Source organism: Acidobacteriota bacterium, assembly GCA_039030395.1.
GTDB lineage: Bacteria > Acidobacteriota > Thermoanaerobaculia > Multivoradales > JBCCEF01 > JBCCEF01.
The window spans coordinates 75,165-93,397 of record JBCCEF010000007.1; the positions used below are offsets into that span (position 1 = coordinate 75,165).

Below are 18,233 nucleotides of genomic sequence, written 5' to 3' on the forward strand. Positions count from 1 at the left end.
CCGATTCATGCTTTTTCTCGCCCTATTGGGCTCCCTTTGCCTATCCGCCAGCACCTCATCGGCGCCTCCTTCAATGGCCACCGAAAGCGGCGGGGGATCGGCGGGGATCGGAGAGCCTCGCCGCATTTCGGCCCGCGCTTTCGACGGCCCGATCGCTATCGAGATCCGAAACCTCCCGGCGGCCGAGGCCGAGGCGGCGATGCGCCGGGCGGTCATCGAGATTCTGGAGGTCGAAGCCCTCGCCGAAGGGAGCACCGTCAGCGACGAACCCCTCGACCTTCGGCTGCGCCGCCTGCTGAACCGAAGCCTCCGATTCTGCCGATGGTCCGAAGGCGCCACCGGCCCCCTCGGCGGTCAGTTGGCGAAGCTATGGGGATTGCGCGGAACGGCGGCTGGGCGCCCCACGCCGGATCGGCTGGAAGAAGCCGTGCGCAGCGCCCGCTGCGATGCCTTGACGATCGATGAGGAATCGTCCACCGCTCGTCTGGCCGAAGGCAGCCTTCTCGACCTGGCGGATTTCGCGCCGGGCTTCGCGGTGGACCGAGCGGTGGAGGTTCTACGGCAAAAAGGCGTCACCAACGGCCTGGTGCGGGTTGGCCCGGTCACCCGCGGCGTCGGTCCGGGGCCCGGCGGCCGCGGCTGGCCGGTGGAACTCCCGCAGCTCGAGGGGTTGGAGGAATCCCTCGGCACCGCTTGGCTGAAGGATCAGGCCCTCGCCCTGGCGTCCATCCGCGGCAACGCCCTGCGGGTCGGCGGCGATTCGCTGGCGCCGTACCTGGACCAGCGGAGCGGCCGGCCGGCGACGGGAAGGGTCGCCACCCTTACCGTCACCGAACTCGGCCTCGACGCGCAGGCCCTGTCGACGGCCCTGTTTGTCCTGGGGAGCCGTGAGGGGGAGTTCCGGGTGAGCGCCCTCAAGCCGACGCCGGCAGTTCTCTGGCTCCTCGGTAGCGGTACCGGCGCGCCGCTGCTCAGCTCGTACCGCTGGTCGCAGGTGAAGGTCACGAATCCCTAGCCCGTCGGCTAGCTCATTCGAGCAGCTTGCGGGTTCTGCGGCGGCGGTAGGCAAAGAGCACCGGCAATCCTGCCCACATCTGCCAGCCGATCAGGCGGCGCATCAGCCCCCCGCCCCACCGCGCCTCGATCTCGTCCTCGATCCAGGTGGCGGATCCGTCCGCCGCCGGCCGGAAACGGTGACGATGTTCCCAGTAGGCAAACGGGCCGGAGATTTGGCGATCCCGAAAACCCACCACTTCGGGCTCGTCCAACGTCGCCACCCGCAGCCACCAGGTCACCGGAATGGGACCCACCCACATCCGCATGGTCAACTCATCGCCGGCCTGCAGCCGCTCCGGTGGCGGGATCAGGAACCTCATCGGCACGAAGGGAGGGGTGACGGCGGCGAGGTTGGCCGGTCGGCGGTGGAATTTCTCCACCCGCTCGATCGGCGCCGACACCCGAAATCGGCTTCGATAGATCACCGCTCAGTCCGCCAGCAGATTTTCCAGAGCGGATTCCAGATCCGAGAAGCGGAAGGGGAAATCGAGGTCTTCCAGGGCCCGGGGCACGGCCCGCTGACCGCCGAGCAGTAGGCGAGACATCTCCCCCATCGCCAGCTTCAAGGCGAAGGCCGGCACCCGCAAGAGGTTGGGGCGGTGGAGCACCCGCGCTAGCACCCGGCTCAACTCATCGTTGGTCACCGGTTTCGGAGCGCTCAGGTTGAAAGGTCCGGCCGCCTCCGGATGCTCCATCAGAAAGCGAATCGCCTCCGCTTCGTCGTTCAGATGGATCCAAGGCATGTACTGCTCGCCGTCACCCAGGGAACCACCCACTCCGAAGCGAAAGGGCATCGCCATCTTCGGCAAGGCTCCGCCCTCGAGGCTTAACACGATGCCCGTCCGCAGAAGCACCCGTCGAACGCCCAGCGCTTCAACGGGTTCCGTCGAGGCTTCCCACTCGACGGAGAGTTCCGCCAGGAAATCATCGCCCGGCGGCGATTCTTCGGTGATCAGCGCATCGCCCGTATCGCCGCCGTAGAAACCCACGGCGCTCGCCTGCATCAGGAAACTCGGCTTGGTGGCCGCCGCCCGAATCGCCTCGACGATGGCCCGGCTCGGCTCCAGGCGGCTGCTGCGTAGACGTTCCTTCTCGGCCGCCGTCCAACGCCCGCCGGCAATGTTGCGGCCGGCGAGATTGACGATACCGGCAGCGCCATCGACCAGTTCGCCCCACCCCTCGGCGGTTCGGCCGTCCCAACCGACGGCTCGCGCGCCGGCGGGCAACCCTGCGACTTTCTCCGGACTGCGGGAGAGGACCACCACTTCCCAATCGCCTTCCGCCAGCATGGCGGTCAGGGCACGGCCGATCATTCCGGAGCCCCCGCTGATCAGGACGCGGCCGCGGGCGTTCACGTTGTGCCCCTCAACCATAGCTCGGCCCCTCCTCGTGTACTTCGGACGAGGACAACGCTGGATTGAGGCCTACGGCCGGCGAGATGTCCGTGAGCGAGAAGTCGTTGCCCTTGAACAGCAAGCGCTCCGATCGAGTGCGCGCCAGAGCATAGGAGAAGCAGTCGCCGAAATTGAGGCCCGCCGGATGACGGCCCTTGCCGAAACGGCTGTAGGCCCGGCACGCCTCTTTCGCCTGATCGACCCCGACCGCGAGCCGTTCGATGCCGGCTCGATCGACCAACATCTCCAGGAGGTGGAGGCCCGCGGCACCGTAGCGAGACTCGATCACGATGGAGCATTCAACCCAGGTCGCCGCCGACAGCACCGGCCGCTCCGCCTCGGACAGCAGACGATTGAACAGCGAACGCTCCTCTTCGTCCTGCAGGATGGCGAGAATCGCCGAAGTATCAATGACCATCAGCCCGGCAGGCCCCTGTCGTCGTAGCCGAGGATTTCGTCCGCCGGACGGTCGTCGAGCACCGGCAGCCGGGAGCACTCCCGAGCCAGCGCGTCGAGCTCTTCGACCAACGGTCGGCCGGAGCGCTCGTGGCGCAACCGTTCGAGGCGATCTTCGAGAGCGCGCCGCACGGCCTCGGTCTTGGTCTCGCCGGTGAGCGCCGCAACCGCCGAGGCGAGCCGTTCTACCTCCCTGTTTCGAATGTTCAGGGCCATGGTTGGTCTCTTCGCCTATTTCTACACATCAACCACTCTTTCTACACGGTATCATAACGACCTTCACTCTTGAAAGCAAAAGACGGGCAGAGAGCTCATGAAACCGCCGCCAGCTCTTCTTCGAGGCGCTGGCGCCGGTCCAGGTCAGCGTAGTGCCCGCCGAGGGCGATCAGTTCGTCGTGGGAACCGCGTTCGACGATCCGGCCTTCGTCGAGCACCAAAATCAGGTCGGCGTCGCGCACCGTGGATACCCGGTGGGAGACCAAAAACACGGTACGGCCGACGAACACCCGACGCAGGTTGCCGAGAATTCTCTCTTCGGTCTGCGTATCGACCGCCGATAGGCTGTCGTCCAGTAGCAGCAGGCGCGGCTGCCGCAGGAGCGCTCGCGCCAGCGCCACCCGCTGCTTCTGGCCGCCGGAGAGGGTGATGCCGCGCTCCCCCACCAGTGTGTCGAGTCCCTTCGGAAAGCCTTCCAGGTCTTCACCGAGACCGGCCAGCCGGGCCGCCTCGGCGATCTCCTCGCGGGTCGCCTCGGGTCGCCCCAGGGCGATGTTGTCGGCCACCGTGGTGGAAAATAGAAAGCTCTCCTGAGGCACCACGCCGAGGGCACCACGAAGCTGGTCCAGGGAAAGCCTGCGCACGTCCACCCGGTCTACGAAAACCGTCCCCTCCGGCGGCTCCGCCAGGCGCGGAATCAGGGTGAGCAAGGTGCTCTTGCCGGAGCCGGTACGACCGACCAGGGCCACCGTAGAACCCGCCGGTGCCTCGAAGGAAATCTCCCGCAGCACTGGCTTCGACTCATCGCCGTAGCGGAAGGTGAGATCCCGAAAGGCCACCGCCCCGCCGATCTCGGCCGGGTGCTCCAGCGGCGGGTGGTCGGCAACCGCCGGCTCCGTTTGCAGCACCTCTCGAATGCGCCGCAGGGAGGCGCTGCCGCGCTGGGCCTGATTGATCACCCAGCCGATGGCGATCATCGGCCAGATCAATTTGCCGAGGAACAGATTGAAGGTGACGAACTGCCCCAGGGTAATCGCCTCCTCGCGGACCAGGTTGCCGCCGTAGAACAGCACCGCCACGAAGCCCAGGCCCACCAACCCCTGGAGGGTCGGGTGGAAGGCGGCGCTCCAGCGGATCAGCCGTCGATTGCGCTCCACGTAGTCTTCGTTGTCCTGGAGGAATTGGGCGACCTGTGGCTCTTCCTGGACGTAGGCCCGCACCACCCGCGCGCCGGCGAGGTTCTCCTGCACCCGCGTCGAAAGGTCCGCAAAGGATTCCTGAACCCGCTCGAACAGGATGTGAATTCGGCTGCCGAAAACCCGCGTCACCCACGCCACCAGCGGCATCGTCGCCAGGGAGAGCAGGGTCAATGTGCCGTGGATGCGGGACATGAAGATCAGCGCTCCGGTGGCCGTGAACAGGGTGTTGGCGCTGTACATGATCGCCGGGCCGCACAGCATGCGGACGGCCTGTAGGTCGTTAGTTCCGCGGGCCATCAGATCGCCCGTTGGACGCTCCTGGTAAAAGCCCGCATCGAGGGTTTCGAGATGCCGGAAATAGCGGTTCCGCAGATCGCGCTCGATGTTGCGGCTCATGGTCACCAGCACCAAGCGCTGGGTGAACATGAAAATGCCCTGTCCCAGGGCGATGGCCACCAGCAGGGCGCCTTGCAGGTACAGACCCCCGAGGGGATCCTCCGCCCGCAGGCCGTCCACCGCCCGGCCGACCACCAGCGGCGCCAGCAGGCCGATCAGAGCCGAACCGGCCACCGCCGCCAGTCCCCCGAGGAAGCGGCCCCGGTAGCGGCGAAAGAGAGGGAAGAGATAGGAAAGTTGCTCGAACACTGGACGGGCAGCGTATCAGCCGAGCGGCGACGGAAAGGGCGTCAAGGCTCGTCGGCGGGGGCCTTCCAGGGCGCCGCCAGCACCGCCTCGGCGCCGACCGGATGGAGACTGGCGGAGCCAACTTTCTCCTCAGCGCCGCGAAATACCCCCTGGAGCCGCAGGATCGGCCGCCCCTCGCGCTGGTACTTGGCCTCGTAGTTGGTGCGCGGTCCCTCCGGCCAGGGCTCCCGGCGGCGTTCCACTTCGAGCTCGGGGTGACCGATCAGCAGGTCTGCCACCAGTTCACCGTAATCCAGAAAATCGGTGGCGAACCACAACCGCCCGCCGGGCTTGAGCAGGCCGAGCACCAGATCCACCGTTTCGCCGTCGAACAGACGGCGCTTGTGGTGCCGAGCCTTGGGCCAGGGGTCCGGGAAGTACACGTGGAGGTCCGAGGCGAAACCCGCGGGCAGCACCGCCGACAGCAGGTAGAGCGCCTCGCCGCGCAGCACCAGCAGATTCTCAACCCCCCGTTTGCGCGCCCGAGCGACCAACATGCGGTAGTACTCGGTAACCATCTCCACCCCGAGAAAACGCCGCTCCGGCGACTCCTGGGAACGGCGCAGCAGGTACTTGCCCTTGCCAAACCCCAGCTCGACTTCCCATTCGCCGCCTCCCGGCACCAGGGAATCCAGAACGAGCGGTGCGCCCGTTTCGGCGAGGCGGATCTCTCCCCGGGGGGTATCTACCAATACAGGATTGGGCATGGGTCGGGCTCCTCAGGAAGGCGTCAGTCTAGCAGGGGGCCAACCTCGGCGGCCGGCAGGCGATCACTGCCTCGGGATCGACCGAAGCGCGCGCTAGCGCCTGTGAGGATTTCAGGACATCTGGCTGCTACAGTGGAATCCGATGAAGGTTCCAGCAGCGAAATCAGAGAATGAGAAGGCCGCCGCGACAGCCGATCCGGATCGGCTGATGCGCACCTGCCCGATCTGCGGCAAGGAGCTGGCGGAACGCAAGTGCAAGCTGTACTGCCCGGATCCGGTATGCGGCTACTTCCTATCCTGTGCCGACTACTACTGAGACCCGAAGCGCACAATAAGCGCGGCGGGGCATCGTCTGGAGGCTGACCCATGTCCAACATCCGCATCCCCCGCCCCTGGGAAATCTCCGAGAAGCTGGCGACGCCGGAGTCCGTCTACTGGTCCCGGCGCCAGGTGCTCTCGGCCCTCGGCCTCGGCACCCTCGGCATGGCAATGCCGCTGGCAGCCTGTACCCCGGGAAGTGGTCGAGGCGGCGCCAAGGCGGGTGCCGAGGGTAGCGAAACGCCCTCCCGTGGGATGACCGACCCGGCCATCGGCTCGCGCTTCGCGGACCAGTTCCCGGCCGCACGCAACGCCGCCTACGACCTCGGCGGCCGCCCGCTGACGGCGGAGGACGTCTCCGCCCGCTACAACAACTTCTACGAATTCACCACCACCAAGGACCGCGTCTGGAAGCTCGCCAAGGACTACCAGCTTCCGCCCTGGAAGATCGAGGTCGACGGCCTGGTCAAGAAGGCCCGCACCCTCGACCTGGACGACCTCTTCGGCCGCTTCTCCCTGGAAGAGCGCCTCTACCGCTTCCGCTGCGTCGAGCGTTGGGCCATGCAGGTGCCGTGGACCGGCTTTCCGCTCAAGGATTTGATCCGCTTCCTGGAACCGATGCCGTCGGCCAAGTTCGTGCGTTTCGTCACCCTCCTCGACAAAAAGGGCCTGCCGGGACAGCGCAAGGAGCCGTGGTACCCGTGGCCCTACTTCGAGGCGCTGCGCATGGACGAGGCGATGCACGATCTGGCCTTCGTGGTGGTCGGCAGCTACGGCCACGCCCTGCCGATGCAGCACGGCGCCCCGCTGCGCCTGGCGATCCCCTGGAAATACGGCTACAAGAGCCCCAAGTCGATCGTTCGCATCGAGTTCACCAAAGAGCAACCGGGCACCTTCTGGTACGACCTCCAGCCGCGAGAGTACGGTTTCTACTCGAACGTTGACCCGGGCAAGCCGCACCCGCGCTGGAGCCAGGCCGAGGAGACGGACATCGGCACCCAGGAAGTGCGAAAGACCGAGCTGTACAACGGCTACCAGCAGGTGGCGAGCCTGTACGACGGAAAAGAGTTCTAGCAGGTTGCTGAACCGGCCTTCGGCCTATTCTTTCAGCTGCCCTGCTAGCCATTCTCTCTCAGGGGGCTGGGCGCCCCCTCACCCGAAAACACCAAGGTTTTCGGGCTCACCCCATCCTCGGCGGCTTCGCCGCCGCCTCGCCCTTCGGGCTCGGAGCAGGGCGCCGATGAATCGCCATAGCCAGTTTTTCAGCACCCTGCTCGATCAGTCGGACGCCGGCCGGGGATTCCACAGCGCTACCTCGTCGAGGGACTTGCGCGTGAGGTCCGGCACCGTGGCGCCCGCCGCCGCGTAGCCCACCGGAAAGAGAATGTAGGGCTTCTCGTTCTTCGGCCGTCCCAGGATCTCGCCGAGAAAGCGCATCGGCGACGGCGTGTGGGTGAGGGTGGAAAGGCCCATCGTGTGGAGCGCTGCGATGAACAGTCCACAGGCGATGCCGACGCTCTCCTTGACGTAGTAGTTCTTGCGCTTCGAGCCGTCCTCTTCGAAGCCGAACATCTCCTCGAACACCACCACCAGCCAGGGCGCCTCGGTGAGGTGCGCCTTCTGCCAGGTGGTACCGATCGGCTCCAGGGCCTCCAGCCACTCGTCCGGGAAACGACCGCCCTCATAGTTGGTGCGCTCTTCTTCCTCCGCCGCTTCGCGGATCACCTTCTTGATCTCCCGGTCATCCACCGCCACAAAGCGCCAAGGCTGCCGGTGAGCCCCGGAGGGCGCCGTCGAGGCCGCACGGATGGCGAGCTCGATCAATTCCCTCGGCACCGGATCCGGAGCGAAGTCGCGCACGCTGCGGCGGGTGTCCATCGAGTCGTAAAAGGCCTGGCCTCGGCGCTCCATCGCGGCAGGATCGAGGCGTTCCGGACGATAGGCAATGCGAGGGTATCGGCTCATGGTTCAGTGGGGTCCGTTTCCGGCCCGGAGGGCACCGGAGGTTTGTTGGATGGTCTGCCACAGATCGGCGAGGTGCCGACGCTCCGTCCGGATGTTGCCGATGGCGACCCGCAGGGTGAAACGGCCGTCCAGCCGGGTGTGCGACAGGAAGAACCGGCCGGTGGCGTTCAGCTCCGCCATCAGCCGCTCGTTGAGACGATCTTGCTCCACCAGGTCGTCGGCGGTGGCGCGGAAGCAGACCAGCGCCAGGGGTACCGGCGCCGCCAGTTCATAGCCCGGCGCGGCTTCGATCTCCGCCGCCAGTTCGCGAGCCAGCTCGCAGTGATGGCGGATGCGCCGCGCCAGCCCTTCGACGCCGAAGGCGCGGATCACCATCCACAGCTTGAGGGCCCGGAAGCGCCGACCGAGCTGAAAACCCAGGTCCATCAGATTGGTGTCGGCCCCATCGTCGCTCTTCAGGTACTCGGGCACCAGCGAGAAAGCCCGCTTCAGAAGGTCTTCATCGCGCACAAAGAGCACCGAGCAGTCCACCGGTACGAACAGCCACTTGTGGGGATTGACCACCAGCGAGTCGCCGTGCTCCATGCCGGCGAAGGCCGGCCGTAGCTCCGGCACGATCGCCGCGGCGCCGCCGTAGGCGGCGTCGACGTGCAGCCAGAGCTGCTCCCGCCGGCAGGTCTCGACGATCTCCGGCAATGGATCGATGCTGCTGGTGGACGTGGTGCCGGTGGTCGCCACCACCGCCATCGGCGTGCGGCCGGCAGCGCGATCCGCCGCGACCGCCTCGGCCAGGAGCCCGGGGTCCATTCGAAAGGCCGCATCGGACGGAATGCGGCGCACCCCTTCGGTGCCCAGTCCGAGGACGATGGCCGCCTTGTCGATGGAGGAATGGGCCTGGTCACTGGTGTAGACGACGAGCGGCGCCAGATCGTCTCGTCCAGCCGCGCCACGGCGTCGAATGTCCGCATCGAGGCTCTCCCGAGCCGCCGCCAGGGCGACCAGGGTGCTGGACGACGCCGTGTCGTTGATATGGCCGCGGAAGGTCTCCGGCAGCCCCATCATCTGCCGCAGCCAGTCGCAGGTGAGGACTTCCAGTTCGGTGGCCGCCGGACCGCTGCGCCACAGCATGGCGTTGACGTTCAGAGCCGCCGACAGCGCTTCCGCCACCACCCCCGGCCCGGAGCCGCTGATCGCGAAGTAGGCGTGAAAGCCCGGATGATTCCAGTGGGTCACCGCCGGTTCGATCCGGCACCGGTAGTCGTCGAGGAGGGCGTCCATCCCTTCGCCTTGCTCCGGCGGCCGTGACGGCAGGGCCGCCGTCAGGTCGCCCGGCTCGACTTGCGCCAAGACCGGAGAGCTTTCGACGCCACCGCTCAGGTAGTCGGCAATATGGTCCGCCGCGCGGTGCAGAGCCGCGCGCAGCTCTTCCGGATCCAGGTCCCCAAAATCGGTTCGATCGGCCATAGGAGTCGAAGGATACAGGCCATCAGGATACGAGGCCAAAAGAAACGCCCGCCGCGCCATCGAGCGCAGCGGGCGTCCTTCAGCTAGTTCATCCAGCGACCGAGCCCAGAGGGCGAGGCGGCAGCACAGCTGCCGTGGACGGGGTGAGCCCGAGGATGCTTTACCTCTCGGGCGAGGGGGCGCCCAGCCCCCTGGGAACAAACGGCAAGCAGGTCTGCTGAAAGCATCCGCGAAGCGGTTCTTCAGCAGCCTGCTTGCGAGCTCAGTCGGCGATGCCCTTGCGCTCCAGCTCGTCGTCGATCACCTTCGCCACCTGCTCGAAGGGCACGGCGCCGGACAGGGAGCGGCCGTTGATGAACATCGCCGGCGTGCCGGAGACACCGGCCTGCGCGCCGGCCTTCATGTCGTCCTTGACGGCCTGGGCGTACTTGTCCGAGTCGAGGCACTCGTTGAAGGCCTCGGTATCCAGGCCGAGCTGCGAGGCCTGGGCCTTCAACTGGTCGACGCCCAGCTCACGCTGCTTCTCGAACATCAGGTCGTGCATCTCCCAGAACTTGTCCTGATCGTGGGCGCAAAGGGAAGCCTCGGCGGCCTTCTGGGCGTTGGCATGGATCGACAGCGGGAACTGACGGAAGACGATGCGCACCTTGTCGCCGTACTCCTCCCGCACCTGCGCCAGGGTCGGATTCACGCGCGAGCAGAAGGGGCACTCGAAATCCGAGAACTCGATGATCGTCACCGGCGCGTCGTCCGGCCCCTTGGAGGGACCGGTGGCGGCCACCTCGACGCGCGGCGCGTCGAGCAGGACCCGGGCGCTGTACTTCTTGCGCAGCCCCTTCATGTAGTCGGCGCGGGCGGTCTGCTGACGCTCGTTCTGTAGGTACTGCTTGATCTGACCGGCCACCTGCTCCTTCGGGCGCTGCACTCGGGCCTGATTTTCGGTGTACCAGACATCCACCTCGGCGTCCGTCACCTCGGTCACCTTGTCGGCGATCTCGGCCTTCTGCAGATCCTCGACGGAAACGCCCTTCTCCTCCGCCTCAGCCTCCAGCATGCGATTCTCGAGAATCTGCTGGATGGCGCTCTCCATCACCTGGTGGCGCTGCTGCTTGGCCGTCGCCTGGCAGGAAAGAAGCTGCGTCTCGACCTGGTCGAGGCGGTCCGAGGCCTGTTCTTTGACATCCGCGGCGGTGATGTTCTCGCCCATCACCGTCGCCATCACCTCGTCGCCACCGCCGGAGCCGTCCGCGCTCGCCACGGCGCCGGTGCTCGGCGCCGAACACGCCGGCAGCACCCAGCCGCCGGTCAGCACAGCCGCCGTCAAAAGCGCCAGGACAGCACCTCGCGCACTACCGTTTTGGTTCAAAATCCAGTCCTTCATGTTGTGTGCTCCTTTGCATAAGTCGCAGAAATTCCTACGTTTAGAGAAATTCGCATTGCAGTGGATCGTCGCGGCCTGCGCGAAAATTTGTCGTTCTTCCTCCTACGAAGCAATTCTCGGGCCAGCGGACAGCGCCAGATGGCGACTCACCAACCCTTCGAGAATGCGCTCCGCCGGGATCCCCCGCAGCCGCATCGGCGGCGCTTCGAGCAGGCCCTCGGCCAGTGCCAGGAGCGGCCCAGCGGGCAGATCGGGCCGTTCGGCGGCGGCCAGCACCGCCGCCGAGGCCAATGACCAAGGCCGGCCGGCACGCGGATCGTCCCAGGAGGTGCCGGCCAATAGCGCACCGGCGGCAGCCTGCAGGTAGACCGCCGCGCCACTCTCCATCCAGGCACCGACGGCGCCGGCGAAGGCCTCGGCGATCGGCGCCACCTGTTCTTCCTCCGGCCGCGGGGCGGCGCCGAGGTAGAGCGCCAGCGAACGGCTGCGCAGCGTCGGCAGGAGATCGAACTGCGACGGGGCGAGCAGGAAGAAGTGGCGCGGCGCCGACTCGCGCGGTTCTTCGAGCACCTTCAGCAGCACATTCGACGCCTCCACCGACAGGGACGCCGCATCGGCCACGATGAACACCTGCCCACGCGCCTCGAAGGGCGCGAGTTGCGCCGCCTGCAGCAGGCCCTTGGTGGCATCGACGGAGGTCGAAGTCCTCAAGTCGCGCTCCAGAACCATGAAATCCGGGTGGAAGGTGTCTGCGCTCTCACCGGGCCAGAGGATGCGGCGGCAGTGTCGGCAGGAGCCGCAGGGGCGCTCCTCCGGTGCCTCGCCGCACAGCAGGGTACGGGCGAGTTCGAGGGCGGCGGCCTGCCGTTCCTCGGCATGGCCGCCGTGCAGGATCACCGATGGGTACAGGCGCCCGGCGCGGGCGGATTCGCGATTCGCTTCGAGCTTCACAGCCGGCCCTCCGGCGCGAGATCGAAGATTCTCCGCAGCGCGGCGCGGGTTTGGCGTTCGGTCTCTTCGAACGGTCCGCTCGAATCGATCACCCAGAAACGGTCCGGCTCGCGTTCCGCCTCGGCCAGGAAGCCCTCCCGCACCCGCCGGTAAAACTCGAGCCCCTCGGCGTCCAGCCGATCGGATTCTTCGCGGGTGAGATGGCCGCGCTCTCGGGCCACCTCCGGCGGCAGGTCGAACAGCAGCGTCGCCACCGGCCGCCGGCCGCCGGTCGCCAGATCGTCGACCCGGTCGATCAGATCCCGCGGTACGCCGCGGGCGGCCCCCTGGTAGGCGAGGGTGGAATCCGTGAACCGGTCGCACAGCACGTGGACACCGGCGGCGAGGGCCGGGTCGATCTGCTCCAGCAAGTGCTGCCGCCGGCTGGCAAAGACCACCAACAGCTCCACCGTACCGTCCATCTCCCCCCAGCGGGGATCGAGGAACACGCCGCGCAGCGCATCCCCCAGGGGCGTGCCGCCGGGCTCCTTGGTCACCAGGCATTCCGCCCCCCGCTCGCGTAGCCACAGGGCGCTGCGTTCGAGGTGCGACGACTTGCCGCTACCGTCCAGCCCTTCAAAACTGATGAAGCGTCCGTTCATGCGCCGCAGACGATAGCACCCGCGGGACTCCAGGCCTTCGCGACATTGACCATCGGCGCCGGCGGTGCGATCCTTCGGAGCCTGTCGGGCCGGTCGCAGATACCGGTCCCAACCGGGAGCGAGAACCATGGATTTTCTGAACGAGCTGACTTGGCGCGGACTGATCTTCGACTCCACCCTCGGCGAGGGTGAGACCCTGCCGGAGCGGGCCGTCGGCTATATCGGCTTTGACCCCACGGCGGACAGCCTGCACGTCGGCTCGCTGATCCAGATCCTGGCACTGGCGCGGCTTCAGCAGGCCGGCGGTACCCCCATCGCGTTGATCGGCGGCGGCACCGGTCTGATCGGCGATCCTTCCGGCAAGAGCAACGAGCGTCCGCTTCTCGAGCGGGAACAGATCGAGGCCAACCTCGCCGGCATTCGTGCCCAGCTCGAGCCCTTTCTGGATTTCGAGCGCACCGGCAACGCTGCGCTGATGGTCGACAACGCCGACTGGCTGGCCACCATCCCGCTGACGGATTTCCTGCGCGACATCGGCAAGCACTTCACCGTCAACCTGATGCTCAGCCGCGAATCCGTCAAACGGCGAATCGACAGCGACGACGGCATCTCCTACACCGAGTTCAGCTACATGCTGCTCCAGGCCTACGACTTCGCCGTGCTCTACCAGCGCTACGGCTGCAACTTGCAGGTCGGCGGCAGCGACCAGTGGGGCAACATCGTTTCGGGCATCGATCTGGTGCGCCGGCTGCACGGCGAGAAGGTCTATGGCGTGGTCCAGCCGCTCATCGCCACCGCCTCCGGCACCAAGTTCGGCAAGAGCGAAGCGGGCACTGTGTGGCTCGATCCCAAGCGCACCTCGCCCTACCGCTTCTTCCAGTTCTGGCTCAACACGGACGACCGGGACGTACCCCGCTACCTGCGCTACTTCACGGAACTCGAGCGGGAAGAGATCGAGGTCCTGGAGACGGCCCATGAAGCAGCACCGCACCGCCGCGAAGCCCATCGCCGCCTGGCCGAAGAGGTCACCCGGCGGGTCCACGGCGCCTCGTCTCTCGCCCGGGCGCAGGAAATCACCGAACTGTTCTTCGGTGGCCGCCTGGCGGAACTGACCGCCGACGAAGTGCTCGACGCGGTGGGCGATGCGCCGTCCTCGGAGCTGGCGAGAGTTCGCCTGGCGGAAGGCCTACGGCTACAGGATCTGCTGGCGGAAAGCGGAGTGGTCAAATCCAAGGGCGAAGCGCGCCGCGCCGTCGCCGGCGGCGGTATCTACCTGAACGACGCCCGCCAAGAAGACCCCGCCAAGATCCTCACCGCCGAAGACGCCCTCGAAGGGCGGATCTTCCTGCTGCGCAAGGGCAAGAAGAACTACCACTTGGTCCGCCTCACGGATTGAGCTACTCCTCACCCATTAGCCGGGGTAGGGCCTCGCGCATCGCGTACTCGGTCCAACCGAGGAGGCCGGCACGCTCGATCAGCACCTCGAAGTCCACCGGATAGAGATTGCGCCGCGCCGGATCCGCCAGGCCGGCGATGTTGCGCGGCGCGATCGCCTTCGGCACCCAGCCGGCGACCTCTTCCGCCGGCAGATGGTGGATCTCCTCGAACCAGCCGGAGATCACCTTGTCCTCGGCACCGAGAAAGCCGTCCCAGGTCCATTCCTTTTCCGGCCATAGGCGACGGCGCACCTCCGAGTAGCTGGCGGCGGCGAAGTAAAGTTGGCTGTAGGCGGCGAAGGCCGGAAAGTGCGGCATCAGCCGCCAGGCGCCCTCGATCAAGCCTTCGAGGTGATCCGCTTCCTTGCGCAGCAGGCGGTCGTAGCGCACCAGGCCACCGGGGGTCGGCCGGCCGGCGGCGAAAAGTTCCGCCAGACGATCCACCCCGGCCAGGGACCAGGCCATGCCGGTGGCGTAGAGCGGATCGAAGAAGCCGTAGGTGTGCGGCAACAGCGCCCAGCGATCGCCCGCCGAGGTGACGAGGCGATGCCGGAGGTTCGGCAACGCGACAATGGGGCGGAGGGGTTCCGCTTGCGCGAACTGCCGCTCCAGGCTGGGGTAGCGGGCGAGCCGCCGCCGCCACACCTCCGCCGGCTCGGCGCGCATCTCCGATGCATCGGCCAGCACCACCCCCGCGCTCACCCCCTCCCCTTCTCCCAAGGCGCCGGCGTCGAAGCGAAGCTGGTACATCCACCCCTCCTCGAGCAGATGATGGACCGCCGCCCAATCGTCCGGATACGGACCGACCTCGAAGGACTCCCGCTCGAAGGGTTCGACCCCGGCGAAGTGCCCGTAGACCAGCGCCCGGGGGGGGCCCGGCGGAGGAACCTGCTCGATCGGCAACCGGTGGGCGAGAAAACCCGATGGCCCGGAGGCGTCGACGACGAAGGAAGCCGTGCAGCGGAAGGATTCACCGCGGCGCATACCGGCCAGACGCAGGCCCCGGGAGCGGATCTCGATATCGTCGAGGCGAGTTTCGTCGCGATACGTCACCCCGGCGGCGACGGCGGCGTCCACCAGGTGATGATCGACGTCCCGGCGCAGCCACTGCGTATCGGCCAGCGCATCCTTCGGGCTCGCCGCCACCAGCAGGCGACTCTCGTTCGCCGGTCCGGGAGCAAACTCCTCGCCGGCCCGGTGGCGATAGAACGTGAATCCCCGCTTCTTGCCGACGCCCAGCTCCGGGAAGCTTTTCTTGAAGCGCCCCCAGTTCGCCAGATTCCAAAGGTCCGGCAGGTCCCAACGTCGAGCCAGGCGCTCCAGGGTGAGGTTCGCCAGCGGCGTAGTGGATTCGCCAAGGGCGAACCGCGGGTGGGCTCCCCGTTCCACCAGCAGAACCTCGCGGCCCTGGCGGGCGAGGATGCGGGCCAGGATCGAGGCGGCGAAACCGCTGCCGACAACCACGACGTCCCAACGCTCGGACGTCAACGCGAGTCCCCCTCACGCGAACATGCATCGCACTCCACCGGAAGCTCCACCGCACCGCTCAGATTGATCCGGGCCAGACGCTCCGTTCGACCACCCGCGCAGTGAAGACAGGTGGCGAACCGGTCGAGATCCCAGGTATCGGCGGTGATCACCGGCGAGGCCGTACCGTCGTCGGAGAACTCGGCGGCCGCCGCCAGCGCCCCCTCCAGCGCCGTCTCCAACTCGGCGAGCCGTGGCGGCCGCAGGTCGCCGGCCTCGATCAATTCATCCACTGCGCCGTTGCCCGCCCGCAGGGGGATCAGGGCCACCGTGTCCACCCCCCGCTCGAAGGCGTGGCGGGCCGTCGCCACGGCGGACTCGACATAGTCCTCCGGGGCGACGAAGGGCGTGCCCACCAGCACGAAGGCGCGCAGGGCACAACCAGCCGCCAGCAGCCGCTCGCAGGCCTGATCGAAGTGTTCGAGATCCATCCCTTTGTTGAGCTTGGGGAAGGCCTGCCGGTCGCAGGTCTCGAGCCCCATCGCCACTTCCAGGCGACTGTCCTGGCGCTCCAGGGCAGCGGCGAATTTCAGACAGCGGGCGCCGGTCAAGCGCGGGTGGCACTCCACCACCACCCGCTCGAAGGATCGAACGGCCGAAAGCACCGCTTCATCGTCCGCTGCCGGAACGGCGCGTTCGTCGAAGTAGTTGCTGGCGTTGTAGAGCTTGATCGAGCGGGTCGCCGCGGTGGCTTCCTCTCGGGCGGCGTGGATCTGGCGCGGAATGGCGCCCGGTGGCGTCGGATCGTCGAGGGTCTCCCGCCAGAGGTCGCAGAACACACAGGTGAAGGGACACTCGGCACCGGCGAGAAACACCGTCAGGGCCTCCACCGGCACCGCCTCGCCCCGCCAGCGTTCCAACTCCCGCAGCACGGCGATCGGTCGGCCAGGATCCACCGCCTTCTTCGGCGGCCGCAGGGCGCGGATCCGCCGAGTGTCGAGCGTCACCGGGGATTCAACGGGCTTCGACGCCGAAGCTTTCGAGCAGGTGCGAGCGGTAGCGCGCCGGCTCTACGGCGAAGGCCGACGCAGCGGTCTCGGCGCTGGCGGCGCCATGCTGGAAGCGGCGCTTCGGGAACACCGGCAGCTCGAAGCCGAGAACCGAGCGCATACCCCGCGCCATCACTTCGCCCTTCAGATCGTAGAGCGCCGCGTGGGAGCCGCCGGTCAACTCGGCAAAGGGGATGGCCTCGGCGACGGCGATCACCGCCGGCCGGGTGAAAGGGCTAAAGGAACGGAACCCGTGGCGCCGGGCCGGTGCCCAGGTGCGCACGCAGGCGCGGCTGAAGCCGCCGGAATAGGTCAGCGAGTGCTTGATCGCTTCGACCCCCCAACCCTCCTGGTAGAGCATCGAGTTGTTGACCACGCTGCGAATGGTCAGTTCCTCGTTGTCCTCGATCGGGTAGTCCTTCAGGTTCTCGTCGCCGCCGTCGCCGTCGATCAAGTAGCGCCATTCCGGATATCTGCGGCGAATGCCCCGCGCCAGGTTCAAGCCCATCACCGCGCACTCGACATCGAGGGGCTTGTAGTCCTCGATCAGCGCCACCGCTTCGAGAGGATCGAGTTCCTCGGCGCTGACTTCGATGGTCTCCAGGAACAGCTCCAGATCCAGCCGTCGCAAGAACTCCCGCGCCTGCTCGACGTCCTCACCGCCGCCGTCCACCGCCAGCACAAAGGCCTTCAAGCGCGCCGGGCTCTGTCCGGCGTCGAGCAAGGCCCGATAGATGGTGAGGAACACCGAACCGCTGTCAATGCCGCCGGAGAACGCCACCCCTAGGGGCTCGTCCTCGGGCACCCGCGCCAACCAATCGCGAGTTTCCTGATAGAGCGCCGACACGTAGCGCTCGCCAATCGCATCCAGATCCGCCGGCAGCACTGCCCGCGGCGGATCGAAGAAACGACGGCAGACGGGATTGGGATCCGGGCAGCCGACCAGCTGCAGCTCCATCACGTGGTGCGCCGGAACCATCCGGCAGTAGGTGGGGTGGAACTGCTTCTCGTAGCCCTCGGCGGTCAAGAAATCGAGAATCTCTCGCATCGTCTCGGCCACCACCAACATCGGGCCGGCCTCCTCCTTGGCGAGGAAATAGCGCAGCGGCCGATCGAGGCTGCGAGCCAGCTTCACGCGCTCTCCGGAGCGACCGACGAGAGCGAAAGAACCACGGATTGCGAGCACCTCCTCCGGAGCCCCTTCGAGCACCCGCCGACGAGCCTCTTCAACCTCCATGTCGAGCAATTCCTGACTCGCCGGCTCGACGAGATCGATCAACCGGGCGATGGGCTTGGGAGCAGCGAGCGAAACCATGGGTTCTCTCCTTGGGATCCGTGTCAATGAGCGCTCTATTATAAGTCTCGAAATCCCCTCGCCGCGTCCTCGGTCCGGGTCGAGTACCTGGGAGAAACTCCCACCTCACGGAATTTCTCCAACCCCCCAACCCCTCAATCTACCCATGTACGCAACTGTGCCATTTACACGCAAACCTTTGAAATGTATATCTCTTACAAGGATTCACTTCTCCATCCCGGTCCCACGCAAGGTCCCTGGCACAGGCCCTGCTCTACATCGGTGCGTCACGCAGCCCACGGACGTTCGACGTCCGTAGGACGCAACGGCGATTTTTGGCGATCTTCAATGAAGGTCGCCCTTTTTTTGCCCTTTTTCTCCCTGTGGGCGAACGGTTCCTCCACTTCTGTTCGCCTCTTCCTCGAACAGCGACCCCGATGTGACGCAGTAGTAGCGAGGGCCGTGGTGCAGCCTTCGCCGGGAGAATCGGCCCGAGGGGCGGGGCGGTCGAGCACACCAACTCAATGTCAGAGCAGACCCATAGGAATCAACACA

General features: G+C 66.8%; 17 protein-coding genes. 3 read left to right on the forward strand and 14 right to left on the reverse strand.

The annotated features are described in order from the left end of the window. The first annotated feature begins 73 nt into the window (after nt 1-73). Nucleotides 74-1,015: an FAD:protein FMN transferase gene (locus tag AAF481_09185; protein ID MEM7481334.1), complete on the forward strand. Its 942-nt coding sequence runs from the start codon at nt 74-76 to the stop codon at nt 1,013-1,015. Nucleotides 1,016-1,028: 13 nt separating this feature from the next. Here AAF481_09185 and AAF481_09190 read toward each other — a convergent pair whose 3' ends face one another. From AAF481_09190 to AAF481_09215, 6 genes are all read right to left on the reverse strand, one after another. Further along, nucleotides 1,029-1,481, reverse strand: a complete 453-nt coding sequence (locus tag AAF481_09190; protein ID MEM7481335.1) for an SRPBCC family protein — start codon at nt 1,479-1,481, stop codon at nt 1,029-1,031. A 3-nt stretch (nt 1,482-1,484) separates the two neighbouring features. After that, on the reverse strand, nt 1,485-2,429 hold the full coding sequence (locus tag AAF481_09195) for a TIGR01777 family oxidoreductase (protein MEM7481336.1): 945 nt from the start codon (nt 2,427-2,429) through the stop codon (nt 1,485-1,487). Then, nucleotides 2,422-2,868, reverse strand: coding sequence for a type II toxin-antitoxin system VapC family toxin (locus tag AAF481_09200; protein MEM7481337.1), 447 nt, complete (start codon nt 2,866-2,868; stop codon nt 2,422-2,424). The genes AAF481_09195 and AAF481_09200 overlap by 8 nt, the downstream gene beginning before the upstream one ends. After that, nucleotides 2,868-3,122 carry a type II toxin-antitoxin system VapB family antitoxin gene (locus tag AAF481_09205; GenBank protein MEM7481338.1) on the reverse strand — a complete coding sequence of 85 codons (255 nt, stop codon included), beginning with the start codon at nt 3,120-3,122 and terminating at the stop codon, nt 2,868-2,870. Before AAF481_09205 ends, AAF481_09200 begins: the two co-directional genes overlap by 1 nt. A gap of 95 nt (nt 3,123-3,217) precedes the next feature. Continuing rightward, entirely contained in the window at nt 3,218-4,966 is a 1,749-nt protein-coding gene (locus tag AAF481_09210) for an ABC transporter ATP-binding protein (protein ID MEM7481339.1), read from the reverse strand. Between the two features lie 41 nt (nt 4,967-5,007). Further along, on the reverse strand, nt 5,008-5,712 hold the full coding sequence (locus tag AAF481_09215; protein ID MEM7481340.1) for a hypothetical protein: 705 nt from the start codon (nt 5,710-5,712) through the stop codon (nt 5,008-5,010). Nucleotides 5,713-6,078: 366 nt separating this feature from the next. Between AAF481_09215 and msrP the strand changes: the two genes are divergently transcribed. Then, nucleotides 6,079-7,104 (forward strand): protein-methionine-sulfoxide reductase catalytic subunit MsrP, encoded by a 1,026-nt coding sequence (gene msrP / locus AAF481_09220; GenBank protein ID MEM7481341.1) that lies wholly within the window; start codon nt 6,079-6,081, stop codon nt 7,102-7,104. 204 nt (nt 7,105-7,308) lie between these two features. Here the strand turns inward: msrP and AAF481_09225 are convergent, their stop codons facing one another. The 5 genes from AAF481_09225 to tmk all read right to left on the reverse strand — a co-directional run bounded on the left by AAF481_09225 (nt 7,309) and on the right by tmk (nt 12,561). Further along, complete coding sequence (locus AAF481_09225; protein ID MEM7481342.1) at nt 7,309-7,995, reverse strand: nitroreductase family protein; 687 nt, start codon at nt 7,993-7,995, stop codon at nt 7,309-7,311. Nucleotides 7,996-7,998: 3 nt separating this feature from the next. Then, nucleotides 7,999-9,459 (reverse strand): pyridoxal-dependent decarboxylase, encoded by a 1,461-nt coding sequence (locus AAF481_09230; protein MEM7481343.1) that lies wholly within the window; start codon nt 9,457-9,459, stop codon nt 7,999-8,001. A 262-nt stretch (nt 9,460-9,721) separates the two neighbouring features. Then, entirely contained in the window at nt 9,722-10,840 is a 1,119-nt protein-coding gene (locus AAF481_09235) for a thioredoxin domain-containing protein (GenBank protein ID MEM7481344.1), read from the reverse strand. Nucleotides 10,841-10,942: 102 nt separating this feature from the next. Beyond that, a complete protein-coding gene (locus AAF481_09240; GenBank protein MEM7481345.1) occupies nt 10,943-11,791 on the reverse strand; it encodes a hypothetical protein in 849 nt (282 codons plus the stop codon). Then, nucleotides 11,788-12,561: a dTMP kinase gene (gene tmk, locus AAF481_09245; GenBank protein ID MEM7481346.1), complete on the reverse strand. Its 774-nt coding sequence runs from the start codon at nt 12,559-12,561 to the stop codon at nt 11,788-11,790. The genes AAF481_09240 and tmk overlap by 4 nt, the downstream gene beginning before the upstream one ends. Here tmk and tyrS point away from each other — a divergent pair. Beyond that, entirely contained in the window at nt 12,560-13,828 is a 1,269-nt protein-coding gene (gene tyrS / locus AAF481_09250) for a tyrosine--tRNA ligase (GenBank protein MEM7481347.1), read from the forward strand. The genes tmk and tyrS overlap by 2 nt on opposite strands. A 1-nt stretch (nt 13,829) precedes the next feature. Here the strand turns inward: tyrS and AAF481_09255 are convergent, their stop codons facing one another. The 3 genes from AAF481_09255 to AAF481_09265 are packed head-to-tail and all read right to left on the reverse strand — an operon-like array spanning nt 13,830 to nt 17,699. Further along, nucleotides 13,830-15,356, reverse strand: coding sequence for an FAD-dependent oxidoreductase (locus AAF481_09255; protein MEM7481348.1), 1,527 nt, complete (start codon nt 15,354-15,356; stop codon nt 13,830-13,832). Beyond that, a complete protein-coding gene (locus AAF481_09260; GenBank protein MEM7481349.1) occupies nt 15,353-16,342 on the reverse strand; it encodes a radical SAM protein in 990 nt (329 codons plus the stop codon). Before AAF481_09260 ends, AAF481_09255 begins: the two co-directional genes overlap by 4 nt. Before the next feature lie 7 nt (nt 16,343-16,349). Next, the gene (locus tag AAF481_09265; protein ID MEM7481350.1) at nt 16,350-17,699 is read right to left on the reverse strand and encodes an asparagine synthase-related protein; all 1,350 of its coding nucleotides are present in this window, start codon (nt 17,697-17,699) and stop codon (nt 16,350-16,352) included. Nucleotides 17,700-18,233 lie beyond the last annotated feature (534 nt).

What these genes read in the sequence shown, in the direction of transcription:
- AAF481_09185 (MEM7481334.1), top strand. Translation starts at nt 74, where the DNA reads ATGGCCACCGAAAGCGGCGGGGGATCGGCGGGGATCGGAGAGCCTCGC.
- AAF481_09195 (MEM7481336.1), bottom strand. Translation starts at nt 2,429, where the DNA reads ATGGTTGAGGGGCACAACGTGAACGCCCGCGGCCGCGTCCTGATCAGC.
- AAF481_09200 (MEM7481337.1), bottom strand. Translation starts at nt 2,868, where the DNA reads ATGGTCATTGATACTTCGGCGATTCTCGCCATCCTGCAGGACGAAGAG.
- AAF481_09205 (MEM7481338.1), bottom strand. Translation starts at nt 3,122, where the DNA reads ATGGCCCTGAACATTCGAAACAGGGAGGTAGAACGGCTCGCCTCGGCG.
- AAF481_09215 (MEM7481340.1), bottom strand. Translation starts at nt 5,712, where the DNA reads ATGCCCAATCCTGTATTGGTAGATACCCCCCGGGGAGAGATCCGCCTC.
- msrP (MEM7481341.1), top strand. Translation starts at nt 6,079, where the DNA reads ATGTCCAACATCCGCATCCCCCGCCCCTGGGAAATCTCCGAGAAGCTG.
- AAF481_09225 (MEM7481342.1), bottom strand. Translation starts at nt 7,995, where the DNA reads ATGAGCCGATACCCTCGCATTGCCTATCGTCCGGAACGCCTCGATCCT.
- AAF481_09230 (MEM7481343.1), bottom strand. Translation starts at nt 9,459, where the DNA reads ATGGCCGATCGAACCGATTTTGGGGACCTGGATCCGGAAGAGCTGCGC.
- AAF481_09235 (MEM7481344.1), bottom strand. Translation starts at nt 10,840, where the DNA reads ATGAAGGACTGGATTTTGAACCAAAACGGTAGTGCGCGAGGTGCTGTC.
- tyrS (MEM7481347.1), top strand. Translation starts at nt 12,560, where the DNA reads ATGGATTTTCTGAACGAGCTGACTTGGCGCGGACTGATCTTCGACTCC.
- tmk (MEM7481346.1), bottom strand. Translation starts at nt 12,561, where the DNA reads ATGGTTCTCGCTCCCGGTTGGGACCGGTATCTGCGACCGGCCCGACAG.
- AAF481_09265 (MEM7481350.1), bottom strand. Translation starts at nt 17,699, where the DNA reads ATGGTTTCGCTCGCTGCTCCCAAGCCCATCGCCCGGTTGATCGATCTC.